At 66.1% G+C, this 25506-nt stretch carries 27 protein-coding genes; 17 read left to right on the forward strand and 10 right to left on the reverse strand.

What is annotated here, in order from left to right; all coding sequences use genetic code 11:
* Nucleotides 1-122: 122 nt before the first annotated feature.
* Nucleotides 123-776: a DNA-3-methyladenine glycosylase gene (locus XH96_RS04905; protein ID WP_194391307.1), complete on the reverse strand. Its 654-nt coding sequence runs from the start codon at nucleotides 774-776 to the stop codon at nucleotides 123-125.
* 193 nt (nucleotides 777-969) lie between these two features.
* Between XH96_RS04905 and gluQRS the strand changes: the two genes are divergently transcribed.
* Both gluQRS and XH96_RS04915 read left to right on the forward strand, forming a co-directional pair.
* Complete coding sequence (gene gluQRS, locus XH96_RS04910; RefSeq protein ID WP_194391308.1) at nucleotides 970-1839, forward strand: tRNA glutamyl-Q(34) synthetase GluQRS; 870 nt, start codon at nucleotides 970-972, stop codon at nucleotides 1837-1839.
* 101 nt (nucleotides 1840-1940) lie between these two features.
* Nucleotides 1941-3218, forward strand: coding sequence for an ATP-binding protein (locus tag XH96_RS04915; protein ID WP_194391309.1), 1278 nt, complete (start codon nucleotides 1941-1943; stop codon nucleotides 3216-3218).
* On the opposite strand, the gene XH96_RS04920 is transcribed toward XH96_RS04915, so the two are convergent.
* Complete coding sequence (locus tag XH96_RS04920) at nucleotides 3145-4038, reverse strand: YihY/virulence factor BrkB family protein (RefSeq protein ID WP_194391310.1); 894 nt, start codon at nucleotides 4036-4038, stop codon at nucleotides 3145-3147. The two genes, XH96_RS04915 and XH96_RS04920, sit on opposite strands and share 74 nt — an antisense overlap.
* Before the next feature lie 301 nt (nucleotides 4039-4339).
* Here XH96_RS04920 and XH96_RS04925 point away from each other — a divergent pair, with 301 nt between their 5' ends.
* The 6 genes from XH96_RS04925 to XH96_RS04950 all read left to right on the forward strand — a co-directional run bounded on the left by XH96_RS04925 (nucleotide 4340) and on the right by XH96_RS04950 (nucleotide 8270).
* Nucleotides 4340-4534, forward strand: a complete 195-nt coding sequence (locus XH96_RS04925) for a twin transmembrane helix small protein (RefSeq protein ID WP_194391311.1) — start codon at nucleotides 4340-4342, stop codon at nucleotides 4532-4534.
* Nucleotides 4535-5107: a cob(I)yrinic acid a,c-diamide adenosyltransferase gene (locus XH96_RS04930; protein WP_194391312.1), complete on the forward strand. Its 573-nt coding sequence runs from the start codon at nucleotides 4535-4537 to the stop codon at nucleotides 5105-5107.
* Between the two features lie 126 nt (nucleotides 5108-5233).
* Entirely contained in the window at nucleotides 5234-5983 is a 750-nt protein-coding gene (locus XH96_RS04935; protein WP_061877868.1) for an electron transfer flavoprotein subunit beta/FixA family protein, read from the forward strand.
* Nucleotides 5983-6927, forward strand: a complete 945-nt coding sequence (locus XH96_RS04940) for an electron transfer flavoprotein subunit alpha/FixB family protein (RefSeq protein ID WP_194391313.1) — start codon at nucleotides 5983-5985, stop codon at nucleotides 6925-6927. The genes XH96_RS04935 and XH96_RS04940 overlap by 1 nt, the downstream gene beginning before the upstream one ends.
* A gap of 195 nt (nucleotides 6928-7122) precedes the next feature.
* Nucleotides 7123-8004 (forward strand): 3-hydroxybutyryl-CoA dehydrogenase, encoded by an 882-nt coding sequence (locus XH96_RS04945; protein ID WP_194394037.1) that lies wholly within the window; start codon nucleotides 7123-7125, stop codon nucleotides 8002-8004.
* A 71-nt stretch (nucleotides 8005-8075) separates the two neighbouring features.
* Nucleotides 8076-8270 carry a hypothetical protein gene (locus XH96_RS04950; RefSeq protein ID WP_028182113.1) on the forward strand — a complete coding sequence of 65 codons (195 nt, stop codon included), beginning with the start codon at nucleotides 8076-8078 and terminating at the stop codon, nucleotides 8268-8270.
* 4 nt (nucleotides 8271-8274) lie between these two features.
* On the opposite strand, the gene XH96_RS04955 is transcribed toward XH96_RS04950, so the two are convergent.
* Nucleotides 8275-8940 carry a TlpA disulfide reductase family protein gene (locus tag XH96_RS04955; RefSeq protein WP_194394038.1) on the reverse strand — a complete coding sequence of 222 codons (666 nt, stop codon included), beginning with the start codon at nucleotides 8938-8940 and terminating at the stop codon, nucleotides 8275-8277.
* 105 nt (nucleotides 8941-9045) lie between these two features.
* On the opposite strand from XH96_RS04955, the gene argH reads away from it, so the two are divergent.
* From argH to lysA, 3 genes are all read left to right on the forward strand, one after another.
* The gene (gene argH / locus XH96_RS04960; protein ID WP_194391314.1) at nucleotides 9046-10443 is read left to right on the forward strand and encodes an argininosuccinate lyase; all 1398 of its coding nucleotides are present in this window, start codon (nucleotides 9046-9048) and stop codon (nucleotides 10441-10443) included.
* A 91-nt stretch (nucleotides 10444-10534) separates the two neighbouring features.
* The gene (locus tag XH96_RS04965; RefSeq protein WP_194391315.1) at nucleotides 10535-10828 is read left to right on the forward strand and encodes a lipoprotein; all 294 of its coding nucleotides are present in this window, start codon (nucleotides 10535-10537) and stop codon (nucleotides 10826-10828) included.
* 23 nt (nucleotides 10829-10851) lie between these two features.
* Nucleotides 10852-12117 (forward strand): diaminopimelate decarboxylase, encoded by a 1266-nt coding sequence (gene lysA, locus XH96_RS04970; RefSeq protein ID WP_194391316.1) that lies wholly within the window; start codon nucleotides 10852-10854, stop codon nucleotides 12115-12117.
* Between the two features lie 133 nt (nucleotides 12118-12250).
* Here lysA and XH96_RS04975 read toward each other — a convergent pair whose 3' ends face one another.
* Entirely contained in the window at nucleotides 12251-13141 is an 891-nt protein-coding gene (locus tag XH96_RS04975; RefSeq protein ID WP_131868974.1) for an NAD(P)-dependent oxidoreductase, read from the reverse strand.
* Nucleotides 13142-13245: 104 nt separating this feature from the next.
* Nucleotides 13246-13629 carry a carboxymuconolactone decarboxylase family protein gene (locus tag XH96_RS04980; protein WP_028134137.1) on the reverse strand — a complete coding sequence of 128 codons (384 nt, stop codon included), beginning with the start codon at nucleotides 13627-13629 and terminating at the stop codon, nucleotides 13246-13248.
* Between the two features lie 169 nt (nucleotides 13630-13798).
* Between XH96_RS04980 and XH96_RS04985 the strand changes: the two genes are divergently transcribed.
* On the forward strand, nucleotides 13799-16489 hold the full coding sequence (locus XH96_RS04985) for a TIGR02302 family protein (protein WP_194391317.1): 2691 nt from the start codon (nucleotides 13799-13801) through the stop codon (nucleotides 16487-16489).
* 167 nt (nucleotides 16490-16656) lie between these two features.
* Here XH96_RS04985 and XH96_RS04990 read toward each other — a convergent pair whose 3' ends face one another.
* Together XH96_RS04990 and XH96_RS04995 are read right to left on the reverse strand one after the other, a co-directional pair.
* Nucleotides 16657-17031 (reverse strand): response regulator, encoded by a 375-nt coding sequence (locus XH96_RS04990; protein WP_028178895.1) that lies wholly within the window; start codon nucleotides 17029-17031, stop codon nucleotides 16657-16659.
* A gap of 105 nt (nucleotides 17032-17136) precedes the next feature.
* The gene (locus XH96_RS04995; protein ID WP_194391318.1) at nucleotides 17137-18018 is read right to left on the reverse strand and encodes an MJ0042-type zinc finger domain-containing protein; all 882 of its coding nucleotides are present in this window, start codon (nucleotides 18016-18018) and stop codon (nucleotides 17137-17139) included.
* Between the two features lie 199 nt (nucleotides 18019-18217).
* Here XH96_RS04995 and ftsE point away from each other — a divergent pair, with 199 nt between their 5' ends.
* The 4 genes from ftsE to XH96_RS05015 all read left to right on the forward strand — a co-directional run bounded on the left by ftsE (nucleotide 18218) and on the right by XH96_RS05015 (nucleotide 21464).
* Nucleotides 18218-18877 (forward strand): cell division ATP-binding protein FtsE, encoded by a 660-nt coding sequence (ftsE, locus tag XH96_RS05000; protein WP_028178893.1) that lies wholly within the window; start codon nucleotides 18218-18220, stop codon nucleotides 18875-18877.
* On the forward strand, nucleotides 18870-19838 hold the full coding sequence (locus XH96_RS05005) for an ABC transporter permease (protein WP_194391319.1): 969 nt from the start codon (nucleotides 18870-18872) through the stop codon (nucleotides 19836-19838). Before ftsE ends, XH96_RS05005 begins: the two co-directional genes overlap by 8 nt.
* A gap of 136 nt (nucleotides 19839-19974) precedes the next feature.
* Nucleotides 19975-20679, forward strand: coding sequence for a YdcF family protein (locus XH96_RS05010; protein WP_194391320.1), 705 nt, complete (start codon nucleotides 19975-19977; stop codon nucleotides 20677-20679).
* 11 nt (nucleotides 20680-20690) lie between these two features.
* Nucleotides 20691-21464 (forward strand): 1-acyl-sn-glycerol-3-phosphate acyltransferase, encoded by a 774-nt coding sequence (locus XH96_RS05015; RefSeq protein ID WP_194391321.1) that lies wholly within the window; start codon nucleotides 20691-20693, stop codon nucleotides 21462-21464.
* Here the strand turns inward: XH96_RS05015 and XH96_RS05020 are convergent.
* On the reverse strand, nucleotides 21461-22063 hold the full coding sequence (locus XH96_RS05020) for a gamma-glutamylcyclotransferase (RefSeq protein WP_194391322.1): 603 nt from the start codon (nucleotides 22061-22063) through the stop codon (nucleotides 21461-21463). The two genes, XH96_RS05015 and XH96_RS05020, sit on opposite strands and share 4 nt — an antisense overlap.
* Before the next feature lie 109 nt (nucleotides 22064-22172).
* Here XH96_RS05020 and XH96_RS05025 point away from each other — a divergent pair, with 109 nt between their 5' ends.
* Entirely contained in the window at nucleotides 22173-23357 is a 1185-nt protein-coding gene (locus XH96_RS05025; RefSeq protein WP_194391323.1) for a DUF2125 domain-containing protein, read from the forward strand.
* 116 nt (nucleotides 23358-23473) lie between these two features.
* On the opposite strand, the gene XH96_RS05030 is transcribed toward XH96_RS05025, so the two are convergent.
* Nucleotides 23474-24409: a prephenate/arogenate dehydrogenase family protein gene (locus XH96_RS05030; RefSeq protein ID WP_194391324.1), complete on the reverse strand. Its 936-nt coding sequence runs from the start codon at nucleotides 24407-24409 to the stop codon at nucleotides 23474-23476.
* Nucleotides 24406-25503, reverse strand: coding sequence for a histidinol-phosphate transaminase (gene hisC, locus XH96_RS05035; protein WP_194391325.1), 1098 nt, complete (start codon nucleotides 25501-25503; stop codon nucleotides 24406-24408). The genes XH96_RS05030 and hisC overlap by 4 nt, the downstream gene beginning before the upstream one ends.
* Between the last annotated feature and the right edge of the window lie 3 nt (nucleotides 25504-25506).

Here is a 25506-nt window from a genome sequence, read left to right on the forward strand (position 1 = left end):
CAGCGCAGCACGCAGTGTTACGCTGCGTCCGGGGCCCATCCATCTCGCGACGCTCGTGGGTCCCAGCTCTGCGGCGCGTCACTTCGTGCCGCACCGCGTCCGGGACACCGCATCTGTCATGGTCAGGCTTGGCCCGCGAGCACGCCCTCGCGCTTCTTCACCGCGCGGTAATAGCTCCACCACAGATGCGCGGCCGCGCCGCGCAGCGGTCGCCAAGGTTCGGCGAGCGGCGCCATCTGCTTCTCCGTCGGCCGCGCCTTCAGACCGAGTCCGATGCGGATGCCCTCCTGCACGGCGAGGTCGCCGGCCGGCCAAGCATCGCCGTGGCCGAGGCAGAACAGCAGGTAGACGTCGGCGGTCCAGGGACCGATGCCGGGCAGCGCGATCAACGTGTGATGGGCGGCATCGGCATCTTCCTCCGCGAGCACGTCGAGGTTCAGTCGCTCGGCGGCGATTTCGCGTGCCAAATGCTTCAGCGTCTTGATCTTCGCGGCGGAAAGGCCAAGCCGCCCCAGCCGGTCGGTGCGGGCGCGGCGCACCGCATCATGGTCGAGCGGATCGAACGCGGCCGACAGCCGCCCCCAGATCGCCGCGGCGCTCGCGGTCGAGAGCTGCTGCCCGCAGACGATGTGCGCAAGGCCGACAAAGCCCGGCTCGCGCCGCCGCAGCGTTGGCATGCCCGCGATCTCGAGCACGGGCTTGAGGCGCGGATCGCGCTTGATCAGCGCGTGGACGGCCTCTTCAAGATCGGACTGCGTTTCGAGGTGGATGGTCATGATGGTCCGACAAGCTCTCTCCGACGTCATGGCCGGGCTTGTCCCGGCCATCCACGTCTTTCTCACCACGACGTATTGTCTAGCATGAGCGGTGGCCGTGGTGTTTGTCCGGCGCCCTTGACATGATCGGCAGGCGGCACCGAAGAACGTGGATGGCCGGGACAAGCCCGGCCATGACGAGATCTGTCGCAAGATGCCACCCGTTTTCCGATTTGCCCCCAGCCCCAACGGCCTGCTGCATCTCGGCCACGCCTATTCCGCGCTGCTCAACTTCGATCGCGCGCGGGAGACCGGCGGGCGGCTGTTGCTGCGGATCGAGGATATCGACGCGACGCGCTGCCGGCCGGAATACGAGGCGGCGATCTACGAGGATCTCGCCTGGCTCGGAATTGCCTGGGAAACGCCGGTGCGACGGCAGTCCGAGCATCTTGCCGACTATCGCGCCGCGCTGGAAAGGCTCTCCGCGCTCGGTCTCGTCTATCCGGCTTTCGAAAGCCGGGCCGAGATAGCAAGGCTCGTCGCCGCGCGCGAGCTGGACGGGCCGTGGCCGCGCGATCCCGACGGTGCGCCGCTTTATCCCGGCGAGGCCAGATCATTGTCGGCTGACGAACGGTCGCATTTGATCGCATCAGGCGCGCCTTATGCGCTGCGGCTCGACATGCAGGCCGCCTGCCGCCGTGCCGCCCGTCTGAGCTGGAATGAGCACGGCGAAGGACCGGACGGCGAGCGCGGCATCGTGCCGGTGCGGCCGGAGGCGTGGGGCGACGTGATCCTGGCCCGCAAGGAGACGCCGACCAGCTACCATCTGTCGGTGGTCGTCGACGACGCGCTCCAGGGCGTCAGCGAGATCGTGCGGGGCCAGGACCTGTTTTACGCCACCTCGGTGCACCGCCTGCTCCAGGTCCTGCTCGGCCTGCCCGAGCCTGCCTACCGCCATCACCCACTGATTCGCGATGAGGCGGGCCGGAAGCTGTCGAAATCGAGCCGGTCGACCGGCCTGCGCGCCTTGCGCGCGTCCGGCATCACGCCGGCCCGCGTCCGCCAGCTGGTGGGATTAGGTTAAGTTTCTCTGGGGGTTAGCAAAACGTCGCCGTGACTCCGGGGGTTCCTCCGTGCCATGCTCGGTCTGCGCGGGGTTCGAAGAGAGTACTTCGAAGGGGATTCATGGCGGCGAAAACGCGTCCAGTGCGCACCACGCGGACGTCCAGGCGGCTGCCTCGGAAGCGGTCCGGGACGGCCGGAAAGGTGCGCAAGCGCAGTGCCAAGGTGGTCGCGCCCGACGTGGTCCAGGCGGCGCTGGCCGCCTTTGCCCATGAGGTCCGCACCCCCCTGACCGGCATTCTGGCGATCAGCGATCTGCTCGCGACCTCCGATCTCGGTGAACGGGAGCGGCGGTGGGCGGATACCATCAAGGCCGGTGCCGAGCATCTGGCGAGCCTTGCCACGCTGTTCGTGGATGCCGCCAGAACCGGCAAGGGAACGGGGAAGGGCGGCAGCACGCTGCGGCAGGACCTGTTCGATCTACGGACGCTCGCCCGCAGCGCCGGCGATTCGCTGGCCGGCCGTGCCGCGGCCAAAGGTCTCCAGGCCGAGGTCGAGATCTCCGACAAGCTGCCTGGACTCGTGGTCGGTGATCCCGTCCGCCTGCGCGCGGCGCTCGAGAACCTGATCGACAATGCCGTGAAGTTCACAGACCAGGGCGGCGTGGCGCTCGCAGTCGAGCCGTGGCGTCCCGCCAAAGCCAAAGCCAAAGCCAAAGCAAAGCGCAAGGGCAGGGTCGGTGTCTCCTTTGCGGTGTCCGACAGCGGCATCGGCCTCACCATGGCGGAGATCAAGCGGCTGTTCCGCCCGTTCACCCAGGCCAATGTCACCATCGCCTCGCGCTTCGGCGGCGCCGGCTTGGGGCTCTCTTCGGTCAAGCAATTGGCGCGTGCGATGGGCGGCGACATCACCGTCGCTCCGCGCCGTGGTGGTGGTGCCACCTTCACGTTGACGGTGTCGCTGGACGCCTCGGGATCGGACAAGAGCAGCGAGGCGAAGGGTAGTGGGCCCGAGGCGGTCGCGGGCCTTCGCGTGCTCAGCGTCGAGGACAATCCGTTCGGCCGCGTCGTGCTCAACACGATCCTGACCGAGCTCGGCCATCAAGCCGAGTTCATCGGGCGCGGCGAGGACGCGGTCGGCCGGCTGGAGCAGGGCGCGTTCGACGCGGTGCTGATGGACATGGTGCTGCCGGGCATCGACGGTATCGAGGCCATCAGGCGAATCCGCGCGCTGTCGACGCCGCTGGCTCGGATCCCGATCATCGGCGTGTCCGGCCGCGGCGAGGACGAGGCAGCATCGCGCGCGGCCGGCGCCGACGCCTTCCTGGTCAAGCCTGTGTCTCCGCGGGCTTTAGCGACTGCGCTGCTTGAAGCGACACGCCATGAGGAAGCCGCGACTTGATGATCGCGGCGTTGAGCTCGCCGCCGTAAACGAAGATCGCGGCAATGAAATACAGGAACACCAGCGCGATGATCACTGAGGCGAGCCCCGCATACATGGTCACGTAGTTGTTGGCGAAGCGCGCCAGATACTGTCCGAAGACGACGCCGGAGACCAGCGACGCCGCCACCGTGAAGATGATGCCCGGCATGATCTGGAGGAAGCTGCGCCGTCCCGCCGGCAGCCAGGCGTGCAGGATGAACAGCGCAACCACGAGCGCGCCGATGGTGATGCCGTAGCGCAGCCAGGTGAGGATGCTTTCGTTCGATTCGACGAACAGCGGAATGTGGCGCCGCGCGGCCTCGATGATCAGCGGACCGAGCACGATCAGGAACGCCATCGCGAGGGCAGTGAAGGCGGCAATCAGCGTGTAGGCAATCGATTCCAGCCGCAGCCAGTACCAGCGCCGCATCTCCACCACCGCGTAGGCGCGGTTGAGCGCGACCCGCAGCGCCTCGACGCCGTTGGAGGCGAAATAGACCGACAGCGCCGCACCAATGGTCAAAAGGCCGGTGCGGGTCGTGGTCAGCACGTCATGCACCTCGCCCGAGATCGAATCGGCGACCTGCTTGGGCCAGATCTGGAGCATCAGGCTGGCGGCCTGGTCGGCGAGTTCCTTGGAGCCGAAGAAGCCGGCGAGCGAGGTCAGCACGATCAGGAACGGGAACAGCGCCATCAGCGTCGACAGCGCGATGTGGCTTGCGATCGCCCAGCCGTCATCGGCAAGGAAGGTGTAGAACGCATCCATCACGACGACGTAGATGTAGCGGATCGCTTTCACGGCTTGCCCTGTACTGCTCCCTCCTCCCGCTTGCGGGCGGAGGGGAAGACGGTCGGCGAGGGACACAAATCGGAAATCATTCAGGCAGCTTCTGACATTCTTGGCTCAAAAGCCAGATCGCGAAGCGCTCCGCCGTCATTCCGGGGCGCGCGAAGCGCGAGCCCGGAATCCATCTAGTCGCAGCGCAAGTGGCGCGATGGCTCGACGTGCCGGCCTCGCTTCGGTCGGTCCCGCCGCATCGGCCCGGAATGACGAACTGGAGAGATGGCGGACCGACGCCCACGGTGTTATCTACCCTCAAATGGCATCTCTCCTGAGTACTTTCATCCTGCCGGCGGCCGCCGGCGCCGTGGCGCTGGTGCTGCTGCTCGGGCTCATCAACATGATGCGCGGCGGCTCGCCCAACACCTCGCAGAAGCTGATGCGCTGGCGCGTGCTGCTTCAGTTCGTGGCGATCGTCATCGCGATGCTCGCGGTCTGGGCGATGGGGCGCTAAATGGTCACGTTGAACCGTATCTACACCAAGACCGGTGACGACGGCACGACGGCGCTCGGAACCGGCGAGCGGCGTCCGAAATACGATCTGCGCATCGAAGCCTACGGCACCGTCGACGAGACCAACGCCGCGATCGGCGTCGTCCGGCTCCACACGCAAGACCTGCCCGAACTCGATGCGATGCTCGGCCGCATCCAGAATGATCTGTTCGATCTCGGCGCCGATCTCGCCGTGCCCGAACGGGAGGGCAAGGCTGAGCGGCTGCGGGTGGTGACGAGCCAGGTCGAGCGGCTCGAGCGCGATATCGACACGCTCAACGACGAACTTGCGCCGCTGACCTCCTTCGTGCTTCCCGGCGGCACGCCGGCCGCAGCCCATCTGCATGTGGCGCGCACGATATGCCGCAGGGCGGAACGCGTGATCGTGGAACTGGCGGCCCGGCCCGGCGAGCCGGTCAGCGCGGCTGGCATCCAGTATATGAATCGCCTGTCCGACTTCCTGTTCGTGGCGAGCCGGACGGCTAACGGCAATGGCGCCGGCGACGTGCTTTGGGTTCCCGGCCAGAACCGCTGACCCATCGCGCTCCCGCATTTCAGAAGGCCAAAATTAGACCCGTTCGCGCGTTGACCGGGGCAGATCGGGCCTTTAGGTTCCGCGCCAGTTGATAACCCCCCTCCCAGATTGAGTGAAAGAGGATCGATGAAGGTCTTAGTGCCGGTAAAGCGGGTGGTCGATTACAACGTCAAGGTCCGCGTCAAGGGCGATGGATCGGGCGTTGAACTCGCCAACGTCAAGATGTCCATGAACCCGTTCGACGAAATCGCAGTCGAGGAAGCGCTGCGCCTGAAGGAAGGCGGCAAGGCCACCGAGGTTGTGGTGGTCTCTATCGGACCTGCGCAGGCATCGGAGACGATCCGCACCGGCCTCGCCATGGGCGCCGACCGCGGCATCCTGGTGAAGGCCGAAGGCGCCGTCGAGCCGCTCGCCGTCGCCAAGATCCTGAAGAAGGTTGCCGACGAAGAGCAGCCGGGCCTGATCATCCTCGGCAAGCAGGCGATCGACGACGACTCCAACCAGACCGGCCAGATGCTGGCCGCGCTGCTCGGCTGGTCGCAGGCGACCTTCGCTTCGAAGCTCGAGGTCGAAGGGGCCGACTTCAAGGTCACGCGCGAAGTCGACGGCGGCCTCCAGACCGTCAAGCTGAAGGGACCGGCGATCGTCACCACCGATCTCCGCCTCAACGAGCCGCGCTATGCCTCGCTGCCCAACATCATGAAGGCCAAGAAGAAGCCGATCGCGGAGAAGACCGTCGCCGATTACGGCGTCGACGTCGCCGCGCGTCTCGAGGTTCTCAAGACGACGGAGCCGGCGGGCCGCAAGGCAGGCGTCAAGGTCAAGGACGTCGCCGAGCTGGTGTCGAAACTCAAGAACGAAGCCGGGGTGCTCTGATGACGACGCTTCTGATTGCCGAACACGACAATGCGTCGCTCAAGGACGCCACCAACAAGGCCCTGACCGCGGCCGCCGCGCTCGGTGCGGATGTCGAGGTGCTGGTCGCCGGCCAGAACGCCAAGGGCGCGGCGGATGCCGCCGCCAAGCTCGCCGGCGTCAAGAAGGTGCTGCTCGCCGATGGCGACCTCTACGCGCACGATCTCGCCGAGCCGCTGGCGGCGCTGATCGTCTCGTTGGCGTCCGGCTATGACGCGATCGTCGCACCGGCGACCTCGCGCTTCAAGAACGTGATGCCGCGCGTCGCCGCTCTGCTCGACGTGATGCAGGTCTCCGAGATCATCAAGGTGGTCGCGCCCGATACCTTCGAGCGCCCGATCTATGCCGGCAACGCCATCCAGACGGTGAAGTCGAAGGACGCCAAGAAGGTCATTACGGTGCGGACCTCGACCTTCGCTGCGGCAGGCGAGGGTGGCAGCGCCGCGGTCGAGAACGTGGCGGCCACCGCCGATCCAGGCTTGTCGTCGTTCATCGGCGAGGAGGTTGCCAAGAGCGATCGTCCCGAGCTGACCTCGGCCAAGATCATCGTCTCCGGTGGCCGGGCCATGCAGAGCCGCGAGAACTTCGCCAAATACATCGAGCCGCTCGCCGATAAGCTCGGCGCCGGCGTCGGTGCCTCGCGCGCGGCGGTCGATGCGGGCTATGCGCCGAACGACTGGCAGGTCGGGCAGACCGGCAAGGTCGTGGCGCCCGAGCTCTATGTTGCGGTCGGCATTTCCGGCGCCATCCAGCATCTGGCCGGCATGAAGGACTCCAAGGTGATCGTTGCGATCAACAAGGACGAGGACGCGCCGATCTTCCAGGTTGCCGATTACGGCCTGGTCGCCGATCTCTACCAGGCGGTTCCGGAGCTGACGGCCGAACTCGGTAAGCTCGGCAAGTAAAAGGGCATCGAAAACACCGGCCGGAGGTATACACTCCGGCCGGTGTTGCATTTCTGAGGCGTTTTCTTTGGCGTGGGCGCGCCTTCGAAGCGATCCAATCTAGGTTTCGAGCCAAGGTTCTGATTAAATCGGACCTCCCGGCTCAAGGGGATAGGCAGGGTGCGCTCGTCGCGCGCCGTTCCGGTGGATGACATGATGGCGGCAGTGATCAAGAAGGTCGGCGTGATCGGCGCGGGTCAGATGGGCAATGGCATCGCGCATGTCGCGGCGCTGGCCGGCTTCGACGTGGTGCTCAACGACGTTTCGCCCGACCGCCTCAAGTCGGGCATGGCCACCATCAACGGCAATCTGGCGCGCCAGGTCTCCAAGAAGGCCGTCACCGAGGACGACAAGGTCAAGGCGATGGCGCGCATCACGCTCGCCGAAAAGCTCGACGATCTCGCCGATTGTGACCTCGTCATCGAGACCGCGGTCGAGAAGGAAGAGGTCAAGCGCAAGATCTTCCACGAGCTCTGCGCGGTGTTGAAGCCGGAGGCGATCGTCGCCTCCGACACGTCCTCGATCTCGATCACGCGGCTTGCCGCCGCCACCGACCGCCCGGAGCGGTTCATCGGCATTCACTTTATGAATCCAGTGCCGCTGATGGAGCTGGTCGAGCTGATCCGCGGCATCGCCACCGACGACGCCACCTTCGAGACCGCCAAGGAATTCGTCGGCAAGCTCGGCAAGCAGGTCGCGGTCTCCGAGGATTTCCCGGCCTTCATCGTCAACCGCATCCTGCTGCCGATGATCAACGAGGCGATCTACACGCTGTATGAAGGCGTCGGCAATGTCGAGGCGATCGACGCCGCGATGAAGCTCGGGGCTCACCATCCCATGGGTCCGCTCGAACTCGCCGATTTCATCGGCCTCGATACCTGCCTCTCCATCATGCAGGTGCTGCACGAGGGGCTGGCGGACTCCAAGTACCGCCCGTGCCCGCTGCTGGTGAAATACGTCGAGGCCGGCTGGCTCGGCCGCAAGACCCAGCGCGGTTTCTACGACTACCGGGGCGCCAAGCCGGTGCCGACGCGCTGATCCGCTTCGTGTCAATTCATGTCGCGTTAACCTCTCGCGCCTAGGTTACGGCCGGTAAGAGGGTTCGCGTAATGGACATGATGGCGATGGTCAGCACCATGCTGGCCGCTCAGCAAGGTGCGCTGCAATCGAATATCGCGGCGACGCTGACGAAGCAGAACATGGACATGGAGAAGTCGACCGTCCTGACGCTGATGGGCGCGGGCCAACCCTCGCTGGCCAATGTCGGCCCCGGCGTCGGCGGCAATCTCAACGTCACCGCCTGAATTCCTAAAGCGATGCGGCGGCCTTGCCGGTCGCGGCGCGGAGCAGCTTGAGCGCGTCCTCGGACGCCCATTCCGCCGGCCCCGCGATCGTCGCGATCTCGCAGCCCTGCGGGTCGACCAGCACCGAGGTCGGCATGCCGAGTGCCCGGCCTATGGCCTTAAGGTCCTGGAACACCTTGGCTTTCGGATCGCTGAAATAGCCGAGCCGGGTCAGGTTGGCCTCTTTCAGGAAGCTCTTGGGCTTGTCCGGGTCGCGGGTGTCGATATTGATCGCCACCACCTCGAAATTCGGGCCCGACAGCTTCCCCTGGAGTTCGTCCAGCGCCGGCATCTCTTTCCGGCAGGGCACGCACCAGGTCGCCCAGAGGTTCACCAGCAGGGTCTTGCCGCGGAAGTCGGACAGCTTCTTCGGCTTGCCGTCGGAATCCTCGAAGGCGAGGTCGGGCAGTTTCAGCGGGGCGCTCGCCATGGTCAGCGCCGCCACCTCGCCATGGGCGAGCGGGGCGATCTTCTGCGCCGTCGCGACCGCCGCCTTGCAGGTCGGATCGCCTGACGGAGCCCGGCTCAGGCCGAGCCCGTACAGCGCGGCGAAGCCGGCCAGCCCGCCAATCGCCACGGTGGCGATGACGAGGGGGATGGGGCGCGTGGCGGAGGGCTTCTTGTCGAGCATAACGTTTGTCATCCGGTCGCAGATATGGCTATCAGGGGCCTCTTAATACGGCTGGCCGAGGCCAGCAAACGTGGCTAGCGACAGGCAAGGCGTGAGCAGGGGATCATGAGCAACAAGATGTGGGGCGGCCGGTTCTCGGAACGTCCCGACGAGATCATGGAAGAGATCAACGTCTCCATCGACGTCGATCGTCACCTCTTCGCCCAGGACATTGCCGCGTCCAAGGCCCACGCTGCCATGCTGGCCACGCAGGGCATCATTACGGCCTCTGATGCGAAAAATATCGGCAAGGGTCTAGACACGATTTTGTCAGAGATCGGCAAGGGCGGCTTTGCGTTCAAGCGCGCGCTCGAGGACATCCATATGAATGTCGAGAGCCGCCTGTCGGAGCTGATCGGCCCCGCCGCCGGCCGCCTGCATACCGCGCGTTCGCGCAACGACCAGGTCGCGACAGATTTCCGCCTGTTCGTCCGCGACGTCATCGACGAGACCGATGCCGCGCTCGCCGCCTTCCAGCGGGCGCTGGTCGAGCGTGCCCTGGAGCATGCCGGCACCGTGATGCCAGGCTTCACGCATCTGCAGACCGCGCAGCCCGTCACCTTCGGCCACCATTTGCTCGCCTATGTCGAGATGGCGGCGCGCGACCGCGGTCGCTTCCAGGATGCGCGCAAGCGGCTGAACGAATCCCCGCTCGGCGCGGCCGCGCTCGCCGGGACCTCGTTCCCGATCGACCGCCACGCCACCGCCAAGGCGCTCCTGTTCGACCGCCCGATGGCGAACTCGCTCGACGCGGTCTCCGATCGCGATTTCGTGCTGGAGACGCTGTCGGCGGCCTCGATCTGCGCCGTGCACATGTCGCGCTTTGCCGAGGAGATCGTGATCTGGACCTCGCCGCTGGTCGGTCTTGTCAGGCTCAGCGACAAGTTCACCACCGGCTCCTCGATCATGCCGCAGAAGCGCAACCCGGACGCCGCCGAGCTCGTGCGCGCCAAGACCGGTCGCGTCATCGGCGCCCTCAACGGCCTGCTGATCGTCATGAAGGGCCTGCCGCTCGCCTATCAAAAGGACATGCAGGAGGACAAGCAGGGTGCCATGGAGGGCTTTGCCGCGCTGTCGCTGGCGATCCGCGCCATGACCGGCATGGTCCGCGACCTCGTGCCGGATGAAGCCAAGATGAAAGCGGCGGCGGGCGAGGGCTACGCCACCGCGACCGACCTCGCCGACTGGCTGGTGCGGACGCTGAAGATGCCGTTCCGCGAGGCTCATCACGTCACCGGCCGCATCGTCGCCAAGGCCGCCGAGGGGGGCGTCGCGCTGCACGAGCTGCCGCTCAAGGAGATGCAGGCGATCGAGCCCAAAATCACCAAGGACGTGTTCGGCGTGCTCTCGGTCGAATCGTCGGTGAAGAGCCGCACCAGTTTCGGCGGCACCGCGCCGAAGAACGTCGCGTCCCAGGCCAAGGCCTGGGCGAAGCGGCTGGAAAAAGAGCGAAAATCGGGCTGAGGGCAAAATTTCGCTTATGTTTCATGGTCATCCGGCTCTCGCCAGAGCGCGTCAATCTCTGTATGGTGCGCCGCGTAGTGGGGATTTCGTCGTGACGTCAAAGTTTCGCCCGGCCGGCTCGGGGTGGGCCATCATTGTCTTGAGCCTGACGGCGCTCGCGCTTGCCGGTTGTGGCCGCAAGGGTCCGCTGGATCTGCCGCCGACCGCCTCCAGCGCGCCTGCAGCCACCGGCGCCGCGCCCGTCGATACCGAGACCGCGGCCCAGAAGACGCCGAGTCTGTTCGACCCTACCTCCAGCGCGGATGCCGCGCCCGCGGCGGCCAAGGGCCGAAAGAAACCGTTTATTCTCGACCCGCTCCTGGACGAACCTCCCGGCAGGAAATAAGCCGGGACAAGCGAGCCTGCGCCATGAACCATTTCGACTATCGCAACGGCGTGCTGCACGCCGAGGCGGTGAACCTGTCCGAGCTGGCCGCCACCGTCGGCACGCCGTTCTATTGCTATTCGACCGCGACGCTGGAGCGGCACTACCGCGTCTTCGCCGATGCCTTCGCCGGCGAGAAGGCGCTGGTCTGCTACGCCATGAAGGCGAACTCCAACCAGTCGGTGCTGCGCACGCTGGCCAAGCTCGGCGCCGGCGCCGACGTCGTCTCCGGCGGTGAATTGAAGCGCGCGCTGGCCGCCGGTTTCCCGGCCAGCAAGATCGTGTTCTCCGGCGTCGGCAAGACGGAAGAGGAGCTGCGCGCCGCGCTTGCCGCCGACATCCTCTGCCTCAACGTGGAATCCGAGCCCGAGCTCGAATTGCTCTCGCGCCTTGCGACCGCGATGGGCAAGACCGCGCGGATCTCGCTCCGCGTCAATCCGGACGTCGATGCCGGCACGCATGCCAAGATTTCGACCGGCAAGTCCGAGAACAAGTTCGGCATCCCGATCGCGCATGCGCGCGAGGTCTATGTGCGCGCCGCCAGGCTGCCCGGTATCGAGGTGACCGGCACCGATGTGCATATCGGCAGCCAGATCACAGACCTCTCCAACATGGAGACCGCGTTCCGCATCCTCGCCGAATTCGTCCAGACGCTGCGCGCCGACGGCCACAACATCAGCCACGTCGATTTCGGCGGCGGTCTCGGCATCCCCTATGAGATGGATCGTGAGGCGCCGCCGGCGCCCGACGCCTATGCCGCCATGGTCAGGCGCGTCAGCCACAATCTCGGCTGCACGCTGATGTTCGAGCCCGGCCGCATGATCGTCGGCAATGCCGGCATCCTGGTTGCCAAGGTCATCTATGTGAAGCACGGCGACGGCAAGAACTTCGTGATCATCGACGCCGCGATGAACGATCTGATCCGCCCGACGCTGTATGAGGCTTATCACGACATCCTGCCGGTGAAGCAGCCGGCCAAGGACGCGGCGACGATCACGGCCGACGTCGTCGGCCCGGTCTGCGAGACCGGCGACTATCTCGCGCTGGACCGCACGCTGCCGGCGCCGAAGGCCGGCGATCTCCTCGCCATCATGACCGCGGGCGCCTATGGCGCCGTCCAGGCCGGCACCTACAACACGCGCCCGCTGGTGCCCGAGGTGCTGGTGAAGGGCGATCAATACGCCGTGGTGCGCCCGCGCATCGAGGTGGAACAGCTCATTGCAATGGATCGGCCCGCGCCCTGGCTGTGAAGGCGCACTCAAAACCCGCAAAACAACCCCATGCACAGTAGCTCGGGGTTGTCGGCAGAACGATTGCCCGTCGGATAAAACCGCTTGATTTGGAAGGCAGATCAAGCGGCAACCGTGCCCACCCCCGTGATCGCTATTTTTGTCCGCCGACGACGACTCCGGCCTTCTTCTCGATCGGCTTGATCGCCGCGGTGAAGTCGGATTCGGCACCCTCCGCGCTGATGATCGTCTCCCATAGCCGCCCGACCGCATCGGCAACTTCCATCGACAGGCCGAGCTGCTTCATCTCCTCCAGTGCCAGCCGCACGTCCTTCACCATCAGCCCCGTGGCGAAGCCGAAGTCGAACGTGCGCGGCAGCACCGCGCGCGGAAACTTGTCGCGGCTCGCCGTGTTCATGCCGGAGCCCGCATTGATGACGTCGATCATCACGGCGGGATCGAGGCCGGCCTTCACGCCCATCACCACGGCTTCCGACGTCGCCACGATCGCGGTGGCCGACAGGAAATTGTTGGCGAGCTTCATGGTCTGGGCCGCGCCGGGCTTCTCGCCGATGAAGAACACTTTTCCGATCACCTCGAGCGCGGGCTTGAGCAGCTCGAACTCGGCCTTCGGGCCTGACACCATCACCGCCAGCGTGCCTTTCTCGGCGCCGCCGACGCCGCCGGAGACGGGGCAGTCGACCTGCACGATGTTGCGCTTGGCGAGCAGGCCGTGAATCCTCGCTGCCATCGTCGAGCCGACGGTGGAGAGATCGACGAAGCGTTTTGCGCGCCTGCCCTCGATCACGCCGTTCGCTCCCGTTGCGACGTCGAGTGAAGCCTGCAGCGAAGGCAAACTCGCCATCACGGTCTCGACCTGATCGGCGACGTCCTTTGGCGACGCCGCCGCAGTCGCGCCCAGCGCCACGAGCCTGCCTGCGACGTCCTTGCGCGTGTCGAACACGACGAGCTTGTGTCCCGCCTCGATCAGCCGCCGCGCCATCGGGAAACCCATGTTTCCGAGCCCGATGAATCCGATGTCCATGGTGTTTCCTTTTTGCTTCTTTGTCGTTGTGGAAGATGCGGGTTCCATCTCCGAAATCGTCCCGGACAAGCGCGCGTCGGTCCGGGACGGCGGCGCCGAACTGGCTACGCCTTCCCGTCGATCTCCGCGAACACCTCGCGCGCGATCCGGAAGCTGTCGACCGCGGCCGGCATGCCGCCGTAGATCGCGACCTGCATCAGGATCTCGCGGATCTCCTCGCGCGTCACGCCATTGGTCAGCGCACCCTTGAGATGCGCGCGAAACTCGTGCTGGCGGTTGAGGATCGCGATCATGGCGATGTTGAGCATGCTGCGGGTCTTGCGCGGCAGCTCCTCGCGGCCCCACACCGTGCCCCAGCAATATTCGTTGAGCATCTCCTGGAACGGGCGGTTGAAATCGTCGACGTTCTTCAGGGCGTTGTTGACATAGGCCTCGCCCAGCACCGCTTTGCGGACTTCCAGGCCCTTGTCGTGCATCTTCTTGTCCATGGCGTTTCCTTCGTTTCCCTCAGGGATGGCGCGCGGAAGTTACGGGGTTGCACCGGGCCAGTCACGTCCTCGTGTTATGCGGGAAAAGGGGGTTCTCCCGTACAGGAACGGATGCCTCAGTGCTGCCGTTGTGATAGGCTCTGCTCTACCGGGCAACCTGGAGAGTTGATTGAACGGCGTCACCCCCGACCCGTCAGACCCGATCCGCAGCAGTGATGCGCTGTCGCGGCTGAAGCTGGCGCAGGCCCTCGATCGGGCTACTTATGCCATCGCGTGGGAGCGTGCCTGGCCCAATGTGGCGCGGCTTCTGACCGTCGCCGGCCTGTTCCTGGTGGTGTCCTGGGCCGGTCTCTGGCTGGCACTGCCGTTCATTGCCCGGGCTATCGGTCTCGCCCTCTTTGCCGCGGTCGCGGTCGCCGCCTTGTTCCCGTTGCTTGGCTTCCGCTGGCCGAGCCGTGCGGAAGCGCTCGCCCGCCTCGACCGTGGCTCCGGCATCCGTCACCGCCCGGCCACTACGCTCACGGACACACTGACCTCGCAAGACCCGGTCGCGCAGGCGCTGTGGCAGGCGCAGCGCGAGCGTACGCTGGCGTCCCTCAAGCGCATCCGCGCCGGTCTGCCGCACCCGCGGCTCGCGCTTCACGACCCCTGGGCGTTGCGCGCGCTGGTCATGGTGATGCTGGTTGCGACCTTCTTCGCCGCCGGCGACGAGCGTGCGATGCGGCTTGGCGCGGCCTTCGACTGGAACGGGGTGCTGGCGCCGAGCAATGTTCGCGTCGATGCCTGGGTCACGCCGCCGCTGTACACCGGCAGGCCTCCGGTCATTCTGTCGGCCGCCAACAAGGAAGCTGCGGCCCTGCCCGCCAGCGGTCCGCTCGCCGTTCCCGCCGGTTCGACCCTGATCGTGCGCTCCTCAGGCGGCAACCTGGATGTCGCCGTCTCCGGCGGCCTCAAGGAAGTTGCCCCCACCGAAGCCAGCCCCAAGGGGACCAACGAAAGGCATTTTGCCATCTCCGGCGACGGCACGGCGCATGTCCGCGCGCCTTCCGGCCAGCCGCAATGGGCGTTTGCGGCAACGCCGGATCGGGCGCCGACGATTGCACTCGCCAAGGACCCGGAGCGCCAGGCGCGCGGCGCGCTCCAGCTCTCCTACAAGATCGAGGACGATTACGGCGTCACCGGCGCCGAGGCGAAATTTGCCCTGCGGTCGATCGATGCCCGGGATGGCGCCAAGGACGATGCCAAGGACGACGCTAAGGGCGGGGCGAAGGCTGCTCCCGGCGACAAGGCTGCTGCCGGCGCTGGCGACACCAGGACGGCTCCGCGTCCGCTATTCCAGCCGCCGCACTTCCCGCTCGCGCTGCCGAATGCGCGGACCCGCAACGGCGTCGGACAGTCGGTGAAGGATCTCAGCGAGGATCCCTATGCCGGCGCCGAGGTCATGCTGACCCTCACGGCCAAGGACGAGGCCGGCAACGAGGCCACAAGCGAACCGTTCAACATGCGCCTGCCCGAACGGCTCTTCACCAAGCCGCTGGCCCGTGCACTGATCGAGCAGCGCCGCATTCTCGCGCTCGACGCCAACAAGAATTCGGACGTGTATGCCGCGCTCGACGCGCTGATGATCGCGCCCGAGATGTTCACGCCGGAGCCCGGACAATATCTCGGCCTGCACAGCGTTGCGCGACAGCTCGAGGCCGCACGCACCGATGATGCCCTGCGCGAGGTCGTGGCGAGCCTGTGGGCGCTTGCGGTGACGATCGAGGACGGCAAGATCTCCGATGTCGAGAAGGCGTTGCGGGCGGCTCAGGACGCGCTGAAGCAGGCGCTGGAGCGTGGCGCGAGCGACGAAGAGATCAAGAAGCTGACGCAGGACCTGCGTCAGGCGCTGAACGACTTCATGCGCCAGCTCGCCGAGCAGTTCCGCAACAACAATGACCCGCAGCAGCTGGCGCGGCCGCTCGACCCGAACACCAAGGTCCTGCGCCAGCAGGACCTGCAGAACATGATCGACCGGATGGAGCGCCTGTCGCGCTCCGGCGACAAGGATGCCGCCAAGCAGTTGCTCGAGCAGCTCCAGCAGATGCTGGAGGGCCTGCAGATGGCGCAGCCGGGGCAGTCCGGCGAGAGCGACATGGAGCAGGCGCTCAACGAGCTCGGCGACATGATCCGCAAGCAGCAGCAATTGCGCGACAAGACCTTCAAGCAGGGCCAGGATTCCCGGCGCGACCGCTCGCGCGGCAAGCAGCAGGGCGATCAGTCCATGTCGGAGCTGCAGCAGGACCAGCAGGGACTGCGCGACCGCCTGAAGAAGCTGCAGGACGAGCTTGCCAAGCGCGGCCTCACGCAGAAGGGCGAAAAAGGGCAGAAAGGCCAACAGGGACAGAAGGGCCAGCAAGGGGACCAGGGCCAGCCCGGCCAGAACGGCGATCAGGACGGCGACCAGGGCGATGACGACGGCAGTCTGGACGCCGCCGACGGCGCCATGGGCGATGCGGGATCAAAGCTCGGCGAAGGCAATGCCGACGGCGCCGTGGACTCGCAGGGCAAGGCGCTCGACGCGATGCGCAAGGGTGCGCAGAAGATGGCCGAGGCGATGCAGCAGGGCGACGGTGACGGTCAGGGCGACGGCCCCGGCCAGCGCGCCGGCCGTCAGCAGAGCGGCGGCAACCAGACCGACCCGCTGGGCCGTCCGCTGCATGGGCGCGAATATGGCGACGATTATACGGTCAAGATTCCCGGCGAGATCGACACCCAGCGCGTCCGCCGCATTCTCGAAGAGCTCCGCCGTCGTCTCGGCGATCCCTCGCGCCCGCAGATCGAGCTCGACTATATCGAGCGGCTGCTGAAGGAGTTTTGACGTCACACTCTTTGACACCACACTCGGTGTCGTCGCCCCGGCCTTGACCGGGCGATCCAGTATTCCAGAGGCCGGCGTTGAAGATCTCGCCCTTGCCACATCCGTCGCGGTGCACTGGATGTCCCGGTCAAGCCGGGGCATGACAGGGGAATATTTGGCCGCCGCCGCTACCCTTTCTTCGCTGCCAGCGCATCGGCGACCGCCGTGCGGATATCGGCGACCGAGAAAGGCTTGGTCACGACATCATGCACCAGCGCATTCAGGTTCGAGGCGCGCTCGCGCTGGTCGGCAAAGCCGGTCATCAGCAAAATGGTCAGATCAGGGAAATCGCGGGCGGCGGAGAGTGCCAGCGCGATGCCGTCCATGACCGGCATCTGGATGTCGGTGAGCAACAGATCGAAAGCGCCGTCCTCGCGGATCAGAATTTCCAGCGCCTCGGCGCCGTCCTGGGCGGTGACGGTCTCGTGGCCGTCCATGGCGATGGCGCGCGCCACCAGCTGGCGCATTGAATCCTCGTCGTCGGCGATCAGGATTTTCGGCATGAGACCAACCTTGGGATCAACCTTCCGTGCCGGACCTCCAGCATGATCCGGAAAAATGCGTAGCGGTTTCCCGCAAAGAACATGCTCCAATAATAGCCTGATCGGCTATACGCTGCCGCCGGCAATGTCGCGCCGGTTGAAGAAGCGAACGTCGATATTGCGGCCCTCCGGCGGCGGCGAGGCCAGGCGCGAGCGGAAGAAGGCGCGCTCGCCGGGCCGCAGCACGGTTTGTTCCAGCACCGTATTCCAGGCGTAGATCTCGGCTCCTTGGGCGTCGCGCACGGCAAAGCGCAGCCGCGGGATGTCGTGCGGCTTCTTGCCCTCCCCGACGATCACGCCCTCGATCACCAGCACCTGCTTACCGTCCACGGTCTCGCTGGAGAGCTTGATGTCCTTGAAGGCCAGGCCCCGCAGATTCACCTCGAGCCCGACCATCTTGTAGAATGCCGCGGTCTGGGGCAGCAGCCGCACCACGTCGCCGCGCCAGACCACAAGGGCCAGCACCAGCGCGCCCATCGCGGTGCAGGCGGTCGGCAGGCCAAAATAGGATCTCCGCGGAGCCGAGGAGGGGGCCGGGCGGCTCACCCGGGCGCCGCGGCGGCGGAACAGGCCGCGGAACCAGGACTGGTGCTGCGCGCCGGCGGTGTCCTCTTCGACCTGACGGGCTGCCGCTGACCACTCGTCCTCGGTCTCGCGGACCTCTTCATCCGGCCAGTCGCTGGCGATCGACGGGCTGTCGACGACAGGCGCATTCGCGGCGCCGTCGTCGTCGTTGCCATAGGAGTTCCATTGCTCGGCGAGGTCGGACTGGTCGTCGGCTCGGCTGGCAGCGGCCATGGCCGGAACGGACGCCTCCTCGATGGCATCCTCGGCATGGGCGATCCAGGTCTCCTTGCAACGGGAGCAGCGGACCGCCCGTCCGTTGGCCCCAAGGCTCGCGAGCTTGATGGCGTAGGATGTCATACAATGGGGGCAGACGATATGCATGGACGAGCCTTGATGCATGAACGAGGTGACGAATCTTGACGATCAGCCGGTGGCGGCGGACCGGGCGGCAGGAATGCTGCCAACTATGCTACTGGCCGACCGTTAACGAACCGGAAACCATAACGGCGGCAAAACCCGTTGATCGCGCGTGGCGGAGCTCCGCAGTGCGACCCGCGCCCCCTCTCGAACGGAGCTGAGCTTGGTTCGGTTCGAAAATGTCGGATTGCGTTACGGTCTGGGGCCGGAGATCCTGCGCGATCTCAGCTTCCAGATCCCGGCGCATTCCTTCCAGTTTCTCACCGGACCGTCCGGCGCCGGCAAGACGTCTCTGCTGCGCCTGCTGTTTCTGTCGCATCGGCCGACGCGGGGCCTCGTCACTCTGTTCGGTCACGACATCTCGCAGCTCGGCAAGGACGAGATCGCGGACCTGCGCAAGCGCATCGGTATCGTGCTCCAGGATTTCCGCCTGCTCGACCACATGACGACCTATGAGAATGTCGCGCTGCCGTTCCGCGTCATGGGCCGCAGCGAGTCGAGCTACCGCAAGGAGGTGATCGATCTCCTGCGCTGGGTCGGCCTCGGCGACCGCATGGATGCGCTGCCGCCGATCCTGTCAGGCGGCGAGAAGCAGCGCGCGGCGATCGCACGCGCCGTGATCTCGCGGCCGCAGCTGCTACTCGCGGACGAGCCGACCGGCAGCGTCGACCCGACGCTCGGCCGCCGCCTGCTGCGGCTCTTCATCGAGCTCAACAAGTCGGGCACCGCCGTCATCATCGCCACTCACGACATCGGCCTGATGGACCAGTACGAAGCACGGCGGCTGGTGCTGCACCAGGGACGGCTGCACGTCTATGAGTAGGACCGACGAGCGCGGCGTGCTGGTCGATCTCGGGCAGGAGCGTCCGCAGCTTCCGGCCAGGGCACGCAACATGTCGCCGATCGTGCCGCGCGCCTCGATCCATGGCCGAGCGCTGGTCGCCGTCGTCGCCATCATGAGCTTCCTCGCCTCGATGGCCACCGGTACGGTGCTGCTCGTGAGTGCCTCCGCCGCCGAATGGCAGTCGGACGTCGCGAGCGAAATCACCATCCAGGTTCGTCCGCAGGCCGGCCGTGATCTCGATCGTGACACCACGGCCGTGACGGAGGCGATGCGCACGCAAGCCGGCATCGTCGAAGTCAGGCCGTTCACCAGGGAGGAGAGCGGCAAGCTGCTCGAGCCCTGGCTCGGAACCGGCCTGTCCATGGACGATCTGCCGGTGCCGCGCATGATCATCGCGCGCGTGCAGCCGGGCACGCCGCTCGATCTCGGCGCCCTGCGGGCGCGCGTGACGCAGGTCGCCCCTAGCGCCAGCGTCGATGATCACCGCGCCTGGATCGAGCGCATGCGCTCGATGACCAACGCCATCGTGCTGGCCGGCCTCGGCATTCTCGCGCTTGTCATCATCGCCACCATCATCTCGGTTTCGTTCGCGACCCGCGGCGCCATGGCGGCGAATCGTCCGATCGTCGAGGTCCTGCATTTCGTCGGCGCCGGCGACCGCTACATCGCCAATCACTTCCTGCGCCATTTCCTCAGGCTGGGCCTGGAGGGCGGCGTGATCGGCGGCGGCGCCGCCATGCTGATGTTCGGCTTCTCGGAGTCCATCGCAGGCTGGTTTTCCGGTACCCCCGTCGGCGACCAGTTTGCCGCGCTGCTCGGCACCTTCTCGCTGCGGCCATCCGGCTACATCGTGCTCGCGGTCCAGGCCGTGCTGATCGGCGGCATCACCGCGGTGGCCTCACGCCAGACGCTGTTTGCGACATTGAATGATGTCGATTGAAGTTTCTCTTCTTCCCTTCTCCCCTTGTGGGAGAATGTGGCCGAGTTCGCAGCCGGAATGTTCTTCACATTCGCAGGACTCCACTTCGCCTCAAAACGTCTTAAAATCGCTTCAGGGAAGGGATCACTGATATCGCATGAGCTCGCCGACCGACGATCGATCGCCGAAACTGCCGCGCGGCTGGCTGCGCGCGGCAATCGTGTCGACGATCGCGCTTGCCTTCGTTGCCGCGGCCGCAGGCTTCGTTGCATTCCTGTCGCATTTGCGCGGCGCCGAGACGGTGCCCGACCGCAAAGCCGACGGCATCGTGGTGCTGACCGGCGGCTCCTCGCGGGTATCGGACGCGATGGAGCTGCTCGCTGCGGGCTATGGCAGGCGGCTCCTGATCTCCGGCGTGCATCCGACCTCGAGGGCGAGCGACATCTCCCGGACCTTGCCGGAGAACCAGTCCTTCATGACCTGTTGCGTCGACCTCGACCGCACCGCGCTCTCGACCCGCGGCAACGCAGCAGAAGCGCGGCGCTGGGCCGAGGGGCGCCGGTTCAAATCGCTGATCGTGGTCACCTCCAACTATCACATGCCGCGCGCGCTGGTGGAATTCTCGCATGCAATGCCACAGATGACGCTGATCCCGTTCGCGGTGGTCGGCGAAAAATGGCGCGAGGAGCCGTGGTGGACCTCGGGATCGACGCTGCGACTGCTCCTGTCGGAATATGTCAAGTACATCGCGGCCGAGCTCAGGGTGCGGCTGGAGCATTTCGGGATTGACCTCTGGCCCGAGATATCGGAGCAGCCTGCAGGTCAGCAGCCGAAGCGGCCCGCTACCGCACAGGCCAATTGATCGGACCATCGATGTTCCCAATTTTTCTGCGCTCGCTCGTGTTCAACGTGTTGTTCTACGCCGTGCTGGTGTGCCTTGCGATTGTGGCGCTGCCGACCTTCGCATTGCCGCCGCGCGCCATGCTGACGGTGGCGGAATGGTGGGCCAAGGCAACGCTGTTCCTGATGCGCGTGGTCTGCAACATCAAGGTGGAATTCCGCGGAGTCGAGAACATCCCGAAAGGCCCGCTGCTGATCGTGGCCAAGCATCAGTCGTTCTGGGAGACCTTCGTGCTGCCGGGCTTCTTCAACCGGCCGATCTTCATCCTCAAGCGCCAGCTCATGCAGATCCCGGTGTTCGGTCAGTTCCTGGTCAAGACCGGGATGATTGCGATCGACCGCAATGCCGGCGTGAAGGCGCTGCTGGAGATGACGCGGCGGGCGCGCGAGGCGGTGCGCAGCGGCCGCCAGCTCGTGATCTTTCCAGAAGGCACGCGCCGGGCGCCGGGCGCGCCGCCAGACTACAAGACCGGCTTTGCGCAGATCTATTCGTCGTGCGGCGTGCCATGCCTGCCGGTCGCGCTCAACTCCGGCCTGTTCTGGCCCCGCCGCACCTTCATGCGCTATCCCGGCACGCTGGTTGTGGAGTTCCTCGAACCGTTGCCGCCGGGCCTGCCGAAGGACGAGTTTCTCTCCCGCGTGCAAGCCGCGATCGAGGATGCCACCGGCCGCCTCGTCGAAGCCGGCCGCAGGGAGCAGGAGCAATCGATCGGCTCGGCACCGAGCTACGCGCCAACGGGCGGCTAGCGATCCTCGTTCGGAGCCGCGGCGTGCAGCGAATGCGCATCACCATGCAGCATCAATACGAGCTGATGCAGCTGCACGTCGCGAAAGCCTTCGGCCTCGATCGCCTTCACCGTCGCCGTCACGTAATCGCGATTGGCGCCGGACTGGCCGTGGCCCTGGACGACATGGCGGTGCTGCTCGGCGAGCGACAGCCGGCCGGCATACTGCGCATGGCCACGGTCGACGACGTAGGCGAGTGCAGAGACGCGCTGGCGCGCATCGTTCTCCAGCCACACCGAGCGCATCACCTCGCGATAGACCGACGTGACCTGCTCGCGTGCGCGCAAATAGGCGACGACCTCGGCACGGTTCTTCTCGGCGACGCGGAAGGCGATGCCGCGACAGGCGCCGCCGCGGTCGAGCCCGAGCACCAGGCCAGGCTTTTCCGGCGTGCCGCGATGCACGAAGGAGTAGACGCAGAGCGCGCGATGCTCGCCGACCAGCCGGGCCGGGATGCGTTCCTCGAAAACGAAGCCCGGCCGCCACATCAGCGAGCCGTAGCCGAACACCCAGAGGTCGCCCTTGGCGGTGGTGACGGAAGGGACGGTGATTTCCGACATTTCGGGCACGGCTACCAGAACCATGCCCCGAAGCGAAGCGAATTCTCCGCCTTTCGTCGCAGCCGTCCCCGCTTACATTTGCCTGAATCTGGGGTCAAAGGGTCGCCCCATGTCCAATATGACCGTTGCCGCAGGCCGTCGCTCCCGTTGGGGCCTTTTCATCGCACCCGTTCTCGTCCTGATCCTCGCGGTCGCGTGGAGCGGTTTCTGGTTCTACGCGGCGTCGCAGGCCGAAATCGCCGCAGACGCCTGGCGGGCGCAGGAGGCCAAGTCCGGCCGCATCTATGATTGCGCCAAGCGCTCGATCGCGGGCTTCCCGTTCCGCTTCGAGGTCCAGTGTTCCGGCGCCAGCGTCGCCCTGGTGTCGCAGAACGCGAGCAAGACGCCGTTCACGGCGAAGCTCGACAACATTCTGGTCGTCGCCCAGGTCTATGATCCCAAGCGCGTCATCGCCGAGTTCTCCGCGCCTGCGACGCTGACCGACGGCATCACGCAAAACACCTTCGTGGTGAACTGGAGCAAGGGCCGCGCCAGCGTGGCCGGTCTGCCGGCCGTGCCGGATCGCGCCTCCATCGTGTTCGACGATCCCAGCCTCAACCGCGTCGACGGCAGCGTGCAGGTGCCGCTTGCGCGCGCCAAGCAGGTCGAGCTGCACGGCCGCCTCGCGGATGGATCACCGTCCGATCATCCCGTGATCGAGACCGTGGTCCATGTCGCGCAGGGCAGCATCCAGGGCGTTCATCCCCTGCTTGCCGAGCCGTTCGAGGCGGACACCCGCGCCAAGATCACCGGTCTATCCGACCTCACGCCGAAGCCCTGGCCGCAGCGTTTCCGCGAGATCCAGGCCGCCGGCGGCCATATCGAGATCGTGCAGTCGCGGATCCAGCAGGGCGAGATGATCGCGATCGCGGCCGGCACGCTCGGCCTTTCGGCGAGCGGCCGGCTCGACGGCGAATTGCAGATGACGGTGACCGGCCTCGAGCGCGTGATCCCGGCGCTCGGCATCGAGAAGATGCTGGAGGAGGGCGTGCCGCAGGCAACGCTCGACCGCGTCGCCCCCGGCGTGAAGTCGCAGGACCTCAACAATCTGTTCGGCGCACTCGACCGCGCCGTGCCCGGCCTCGGCAAGGTCATCAAGCAGAACGCCAATGCCGGCGTCGCCGCCGGCATCAATTCGATCGGCACCGAGAGCACGCTCGAAGGCAGGAAGGCGAGAAGCTTCCCGCTGAAATTCGTCGACGGCGCCGTGCTGCTCGGCCCGGTCAAGGTCGGCCAGATCCCGCCGCTGTATTGACTTGCCGTCATTCCGGGGCACGCGAAGCGTGAACCCGGAATCTCGCGCTACAATCTCGGGATTCCGGGTTCGACGCTGCGCGTCGCCCCGGAATGACGGAAGATGAGGAGGCGCCTCTACGGCTTCTTCAGCGCCGCGTGCGGCCGGCCGAAATCGGGCGCGGCCGAATCCTGGCCGATCTCGACGATGCCGCGGCGGATGGCGCGGGTGCGGGTGAAGTGATCGAACAGCGCCTCGCCGTCGCCGCGCCGGATCGCGCGGGTGAGCTTGGCGAGATCCTCGGTGAAGGTGCCGAGCATCTCCAGCACGGCTTCCTTGTTGGCGAGGAAGACGTCGCGCCACATCGTCGGGTCGGACGCGGCGATACGGGTGAAATCGCGAAAACCGCCGGCGGAGAACTTGATCACCTCGGATTCCGTCACCTGCGCCAGCTCGTCGGCGGTGCCGACGATGGTGTAGGCGATCAGATGCGGCAAATGGCTGGTGATCGCGAGCACGAGATCGTGATGATCCGGCGTCATGATCTCGACCTTGGCGCCCATCGCCGCCCAGAACGCGCGCAGGTGCTCCGTGGCGGCCATGTCGGTGCCTTCCGGCGGCGTCAGGATGCACCAGCGGTTGATGAAGAGCTCGGCAAACCCCGAATCCGGGCCCGAATGCTCGGTGCCTGCAACCGGGTGCGCCGGCACGAAATGGATACCTTTTGGCAGATGCGGGGCCATGTCCCTGACCACCGCGCCCTTGACCGAGCCGACGTCGGAGATGATCGCGCCCGGCTTCAGATGCGCGGCGATCTCCTGCGCCACCGCTCCGCAGGCGCCGACGGGAATGCAGAGGATGACGAGATCGGCATCCTTCACGGCCTCCGCATTGCTCGCCACGACCTGATCGACGATGCCGAGCTCGGCGACCCGCGCGCGTGTCTTCTCCGAGCGCGCGGTGGTGACGATCTCGCCGGCCAGGCCCTGGAGCTTCGCAGCGCGCGCGATCGAGCCGCCGATCAGGCCGAAGCCGATCAGCGCGACGCGCCGGAAGTGCGGATCAGCGTTCATTTGCCGCCCATGAAGTCGCGCAAGGCCTCGATCACGAGACGGTTGGCCTCCTCGGTGCCGATGGTCATGCGCAGCGCATGCGGAAGGCCGTAATTCTTCAGCGCGCGCAGCACGAGGCCCTGCTTGGTCAGGAAGGCGTCGGCCTCGTCAGCGGTCTTGCCCTTGTCGGTCGGGAAGTGGATCAGCACGAAATTGGCGACGCTCGGCGTCACCTTCAGTCCGAGCTTGCCGATCTCCTCGGTGAGCCGGTTGCGCCAGCTCTCGGTGAACTGCTTCGACATCGCCTGGTGCGCGGTGTCCTCGATCGCGGCGACCGCGGCATACATCGCCGGCGTCGACACGTTGAAGGGGCCGCGGATGCGGTTGACCGCGTCGATGATGTGCTCGGGGCCGAACATCCAGCCGATGCGCAGCGCAGCCAGGCCGTGGATCTTGGAGAAGGTGTGGGTCACCACCGTGTTCTCGGTGGTGGCGACGAGCTCGATTCCCATCTCGTAATCGTTGCGCGAGACATAGTCGCAATAGGCGGCGTCGAGCACCAACAGCACGTGCGAGGGCAGGCCGGCACGCAGCCGCTTGACCTCGTCGAACGGGATGTAGGTCCCGGTCGGATTGTTGGGGTTGGCGAGCCAGACCAGCTTCGTCTTCGGCGTCACGGCGCCCAGGATGGCATCGACGTCGCAGGTGAGGTTCTTCTCCTGAGCCACGACGTTCTTGGCGCCGACCGCCATGGTCGCGATCGGGTAGACCAGGAAGCCGTGCGTGGTTGAGATCGCCTCGTCGCCGTGGCTGAGATAGGTGTGGGCGAGCAGGTTGAGGATCTCGTCCGAACCGGCGCCGCAGATGATGCGGTTGGAATCGAGCCCGAAAGAACGGCCGATCGCCTCGCGCAGCACGCGCGAGGTGCCTTCCGGATAGTCCTCCAGATGATCCGCCACGCGCTTGAACGCCTCGATCGCCTTGGGCGAGGGGCCGAACGGCGTCTCGTTGGCCGAGAGCTTGAACACCTTGCGGCCCGGCTCCGGCACCGGGCTCTTGCCGGGGGTGTAGGGCGCAATATCGAGAATGCCGGGATTCGGCACGGGGCGGGACATCTT

Origin of the sequence: Bradyrhizobium sp. CCBAU 51765, from assembly GCF_015291725.1 — a bacterium.
Lineage (GTDB): Bacteria > Pseudomonadota > Alphaproteobacteria > Rhizobiales > Xanthobacteraceae > Bradyrhizobium > Bradyrhizobium liaoningense.

Excerpts from the sequence above, each read along its gene's own strand:
- XH96_RS04955 (WP_194394038.1), bottom strand. The coding sequence starts at position 8,940 with ATGCTCGACAAGAAGCCCTCCGCCACGCGCCCCATCCCCCTCGTCATC.
- argH (WP_194391314.1), top strand. The coding sequence starts at position 9,046 with ATGAGCAACAAGATGTGGGGCGGCCGGTTCTCGGAACGTCCCGACGAG.
- XH96_RS04995 (WP_194391318.1), bottom strand. The coding sequence starts at position 18,018 with ATGCATATCGTCTGCCCCCATTGTATGACATCCTACGCCATCAAGCTC.
- XH96_RS04925 (WP_194391311.1), top strand. The coding sequence starts at position 4,340 with ATGGCATCTCTCCTGAGTACTTTCATCCTGCCGGCGGCCGCCGGCGCC.
- XH96_RS04945 (WP_194394037.1), top strand. The coding sequence starts at position 7,123 with ATGGCGGCAGTGATCAAGAAGGTCGGCGTGATCGGCGCGGGTCAGATG.
- XH96_RS05025 (WP_194391323.1), top strand. The coding sequence starts at position 22,173 with ATGTCCAATATGACCGTTGCCGCAGGCCGTCGCTCCCGTTGGGGCCTT.
- XH96_RS05020 (WP_194391322.1), bottom strand. The coding sequence starts at position 22,063 with ATGTCGGAAATCACCGTCCCTTCCGTCACCACCGCCAAGGGCGACCTC.
- XH96_RS04980 (WP_028134137.1), bottom strand. The coding sequence starts at position 13,629 with ATGGACAAGAAGATGCACGACAAGGGCCTGGAAGTCCGCAAAGCGGTG.
- XH96_RS04905 (WP_194391307.1), bottom strand. The coding sequence starts at position 776 with ATGACCATCCACCTCGAAACGCAGTCCGATCTTGAAGAGGCCGTCCAC.
- XH96_RS05010 (WP_194391320.1), top strand. The coding sequence starts at position 19,975 with ATGAGCTCGCCGACCGACGATCGATCGCCGAAACTGCCGCGCGGCTGG.
- XH96_RS05005 (WP_194391319.1), top strand. The coding sequence starts at position 18,870 with ATGAGTAGGACCGACGAGCGCGGCGTGCTGGTCGATCTCGGGCAGGAG.
- XH96_RS04940 (WP_194391313.1), top strand. The coding sequence starts at position 5,983 with ATGACGACGCTTCTGATTGCCGAACACGACAATGCGTCGCTCAAGGAC.
- XH96_RS04950 (WP_028182113.1), top strand. The coding sequence starts at position 8,076 with ATGGACATGATGGCGATGGTCAGCACCATGCTGGCCGCTCAGCAAGGT.
- lysA (WP_194391316.1), top strand. The coding sequence starts at position 10,852 with ATGAACCATTTCGACTATCGCAACGGCGTGCTGCACGCCGAGGCGGTG.
- XH96_RS04990 (WP_028178895.1), bottom strand. The coding sequence starts at position 17,031 with ATGCCGAAAATCCTGATCGCCGACGACGAGGATTCAATGCGCCAGCTG.
- hisC (WP_194391325.1), bottom strand. The coding sequence starts at position 25,503 with ATGTCCCGCCCCGTGCCGAATCCCGGCATTCTCGATATTGCGCCCTAC.
- XH96_RS04975 (WP_131868974.1), bottom strand. The coding sequence starts at position 13,141 with ATGGACATCGGATTCATCGGGCTCGGAAACATGGGTTTCCCGATGGCG.
- XH96_RS05030 (WP_194391324.1), bottom strand. The coding sequence starts at position 24,409 with ATGAACGCTGATCCGCACTTCCGGCGCGTCGCGCTGATCGGCTTCGGC.
- XH96_RS04930 (WP_194391312.1), top strand. The coding sequence starts at position 4,535 with ATGGTCACGTTGAACCGTATCTACACCAAGACCGGTGACGACGGCACG.
- gluQRS (WP_194391308.1), top strand. The coding sequence starts at position 970 with ATGCCACCCGTTTTCCGATTTGCCCCCAGCCCCAACGGCCTGCTGCAT.
- XH96_RS04935 (WP_061877868.1), top strand. The coding sequence starts at position 5,234 with ATGAAGGTCTTAGTGCCGGTAAAGCGGGTGGTCGATTACAACGTCAAG.
- XH96_RS04915 (WP_194391309.1), top strand. The coding sequence starts at position 1,941 with ATGGCGGCGAAAACGCGTCCAGTGCGCACCACGCGGACGTCCAGGCGG.
- XH96_RS05015 (WP_194391321.1), top strand. The coding sequence starts at position 20,691 with ATGTTCCCAATTTTTCTGCGCTCGCTCGTGTTCAACGTGTTGTTCTAC.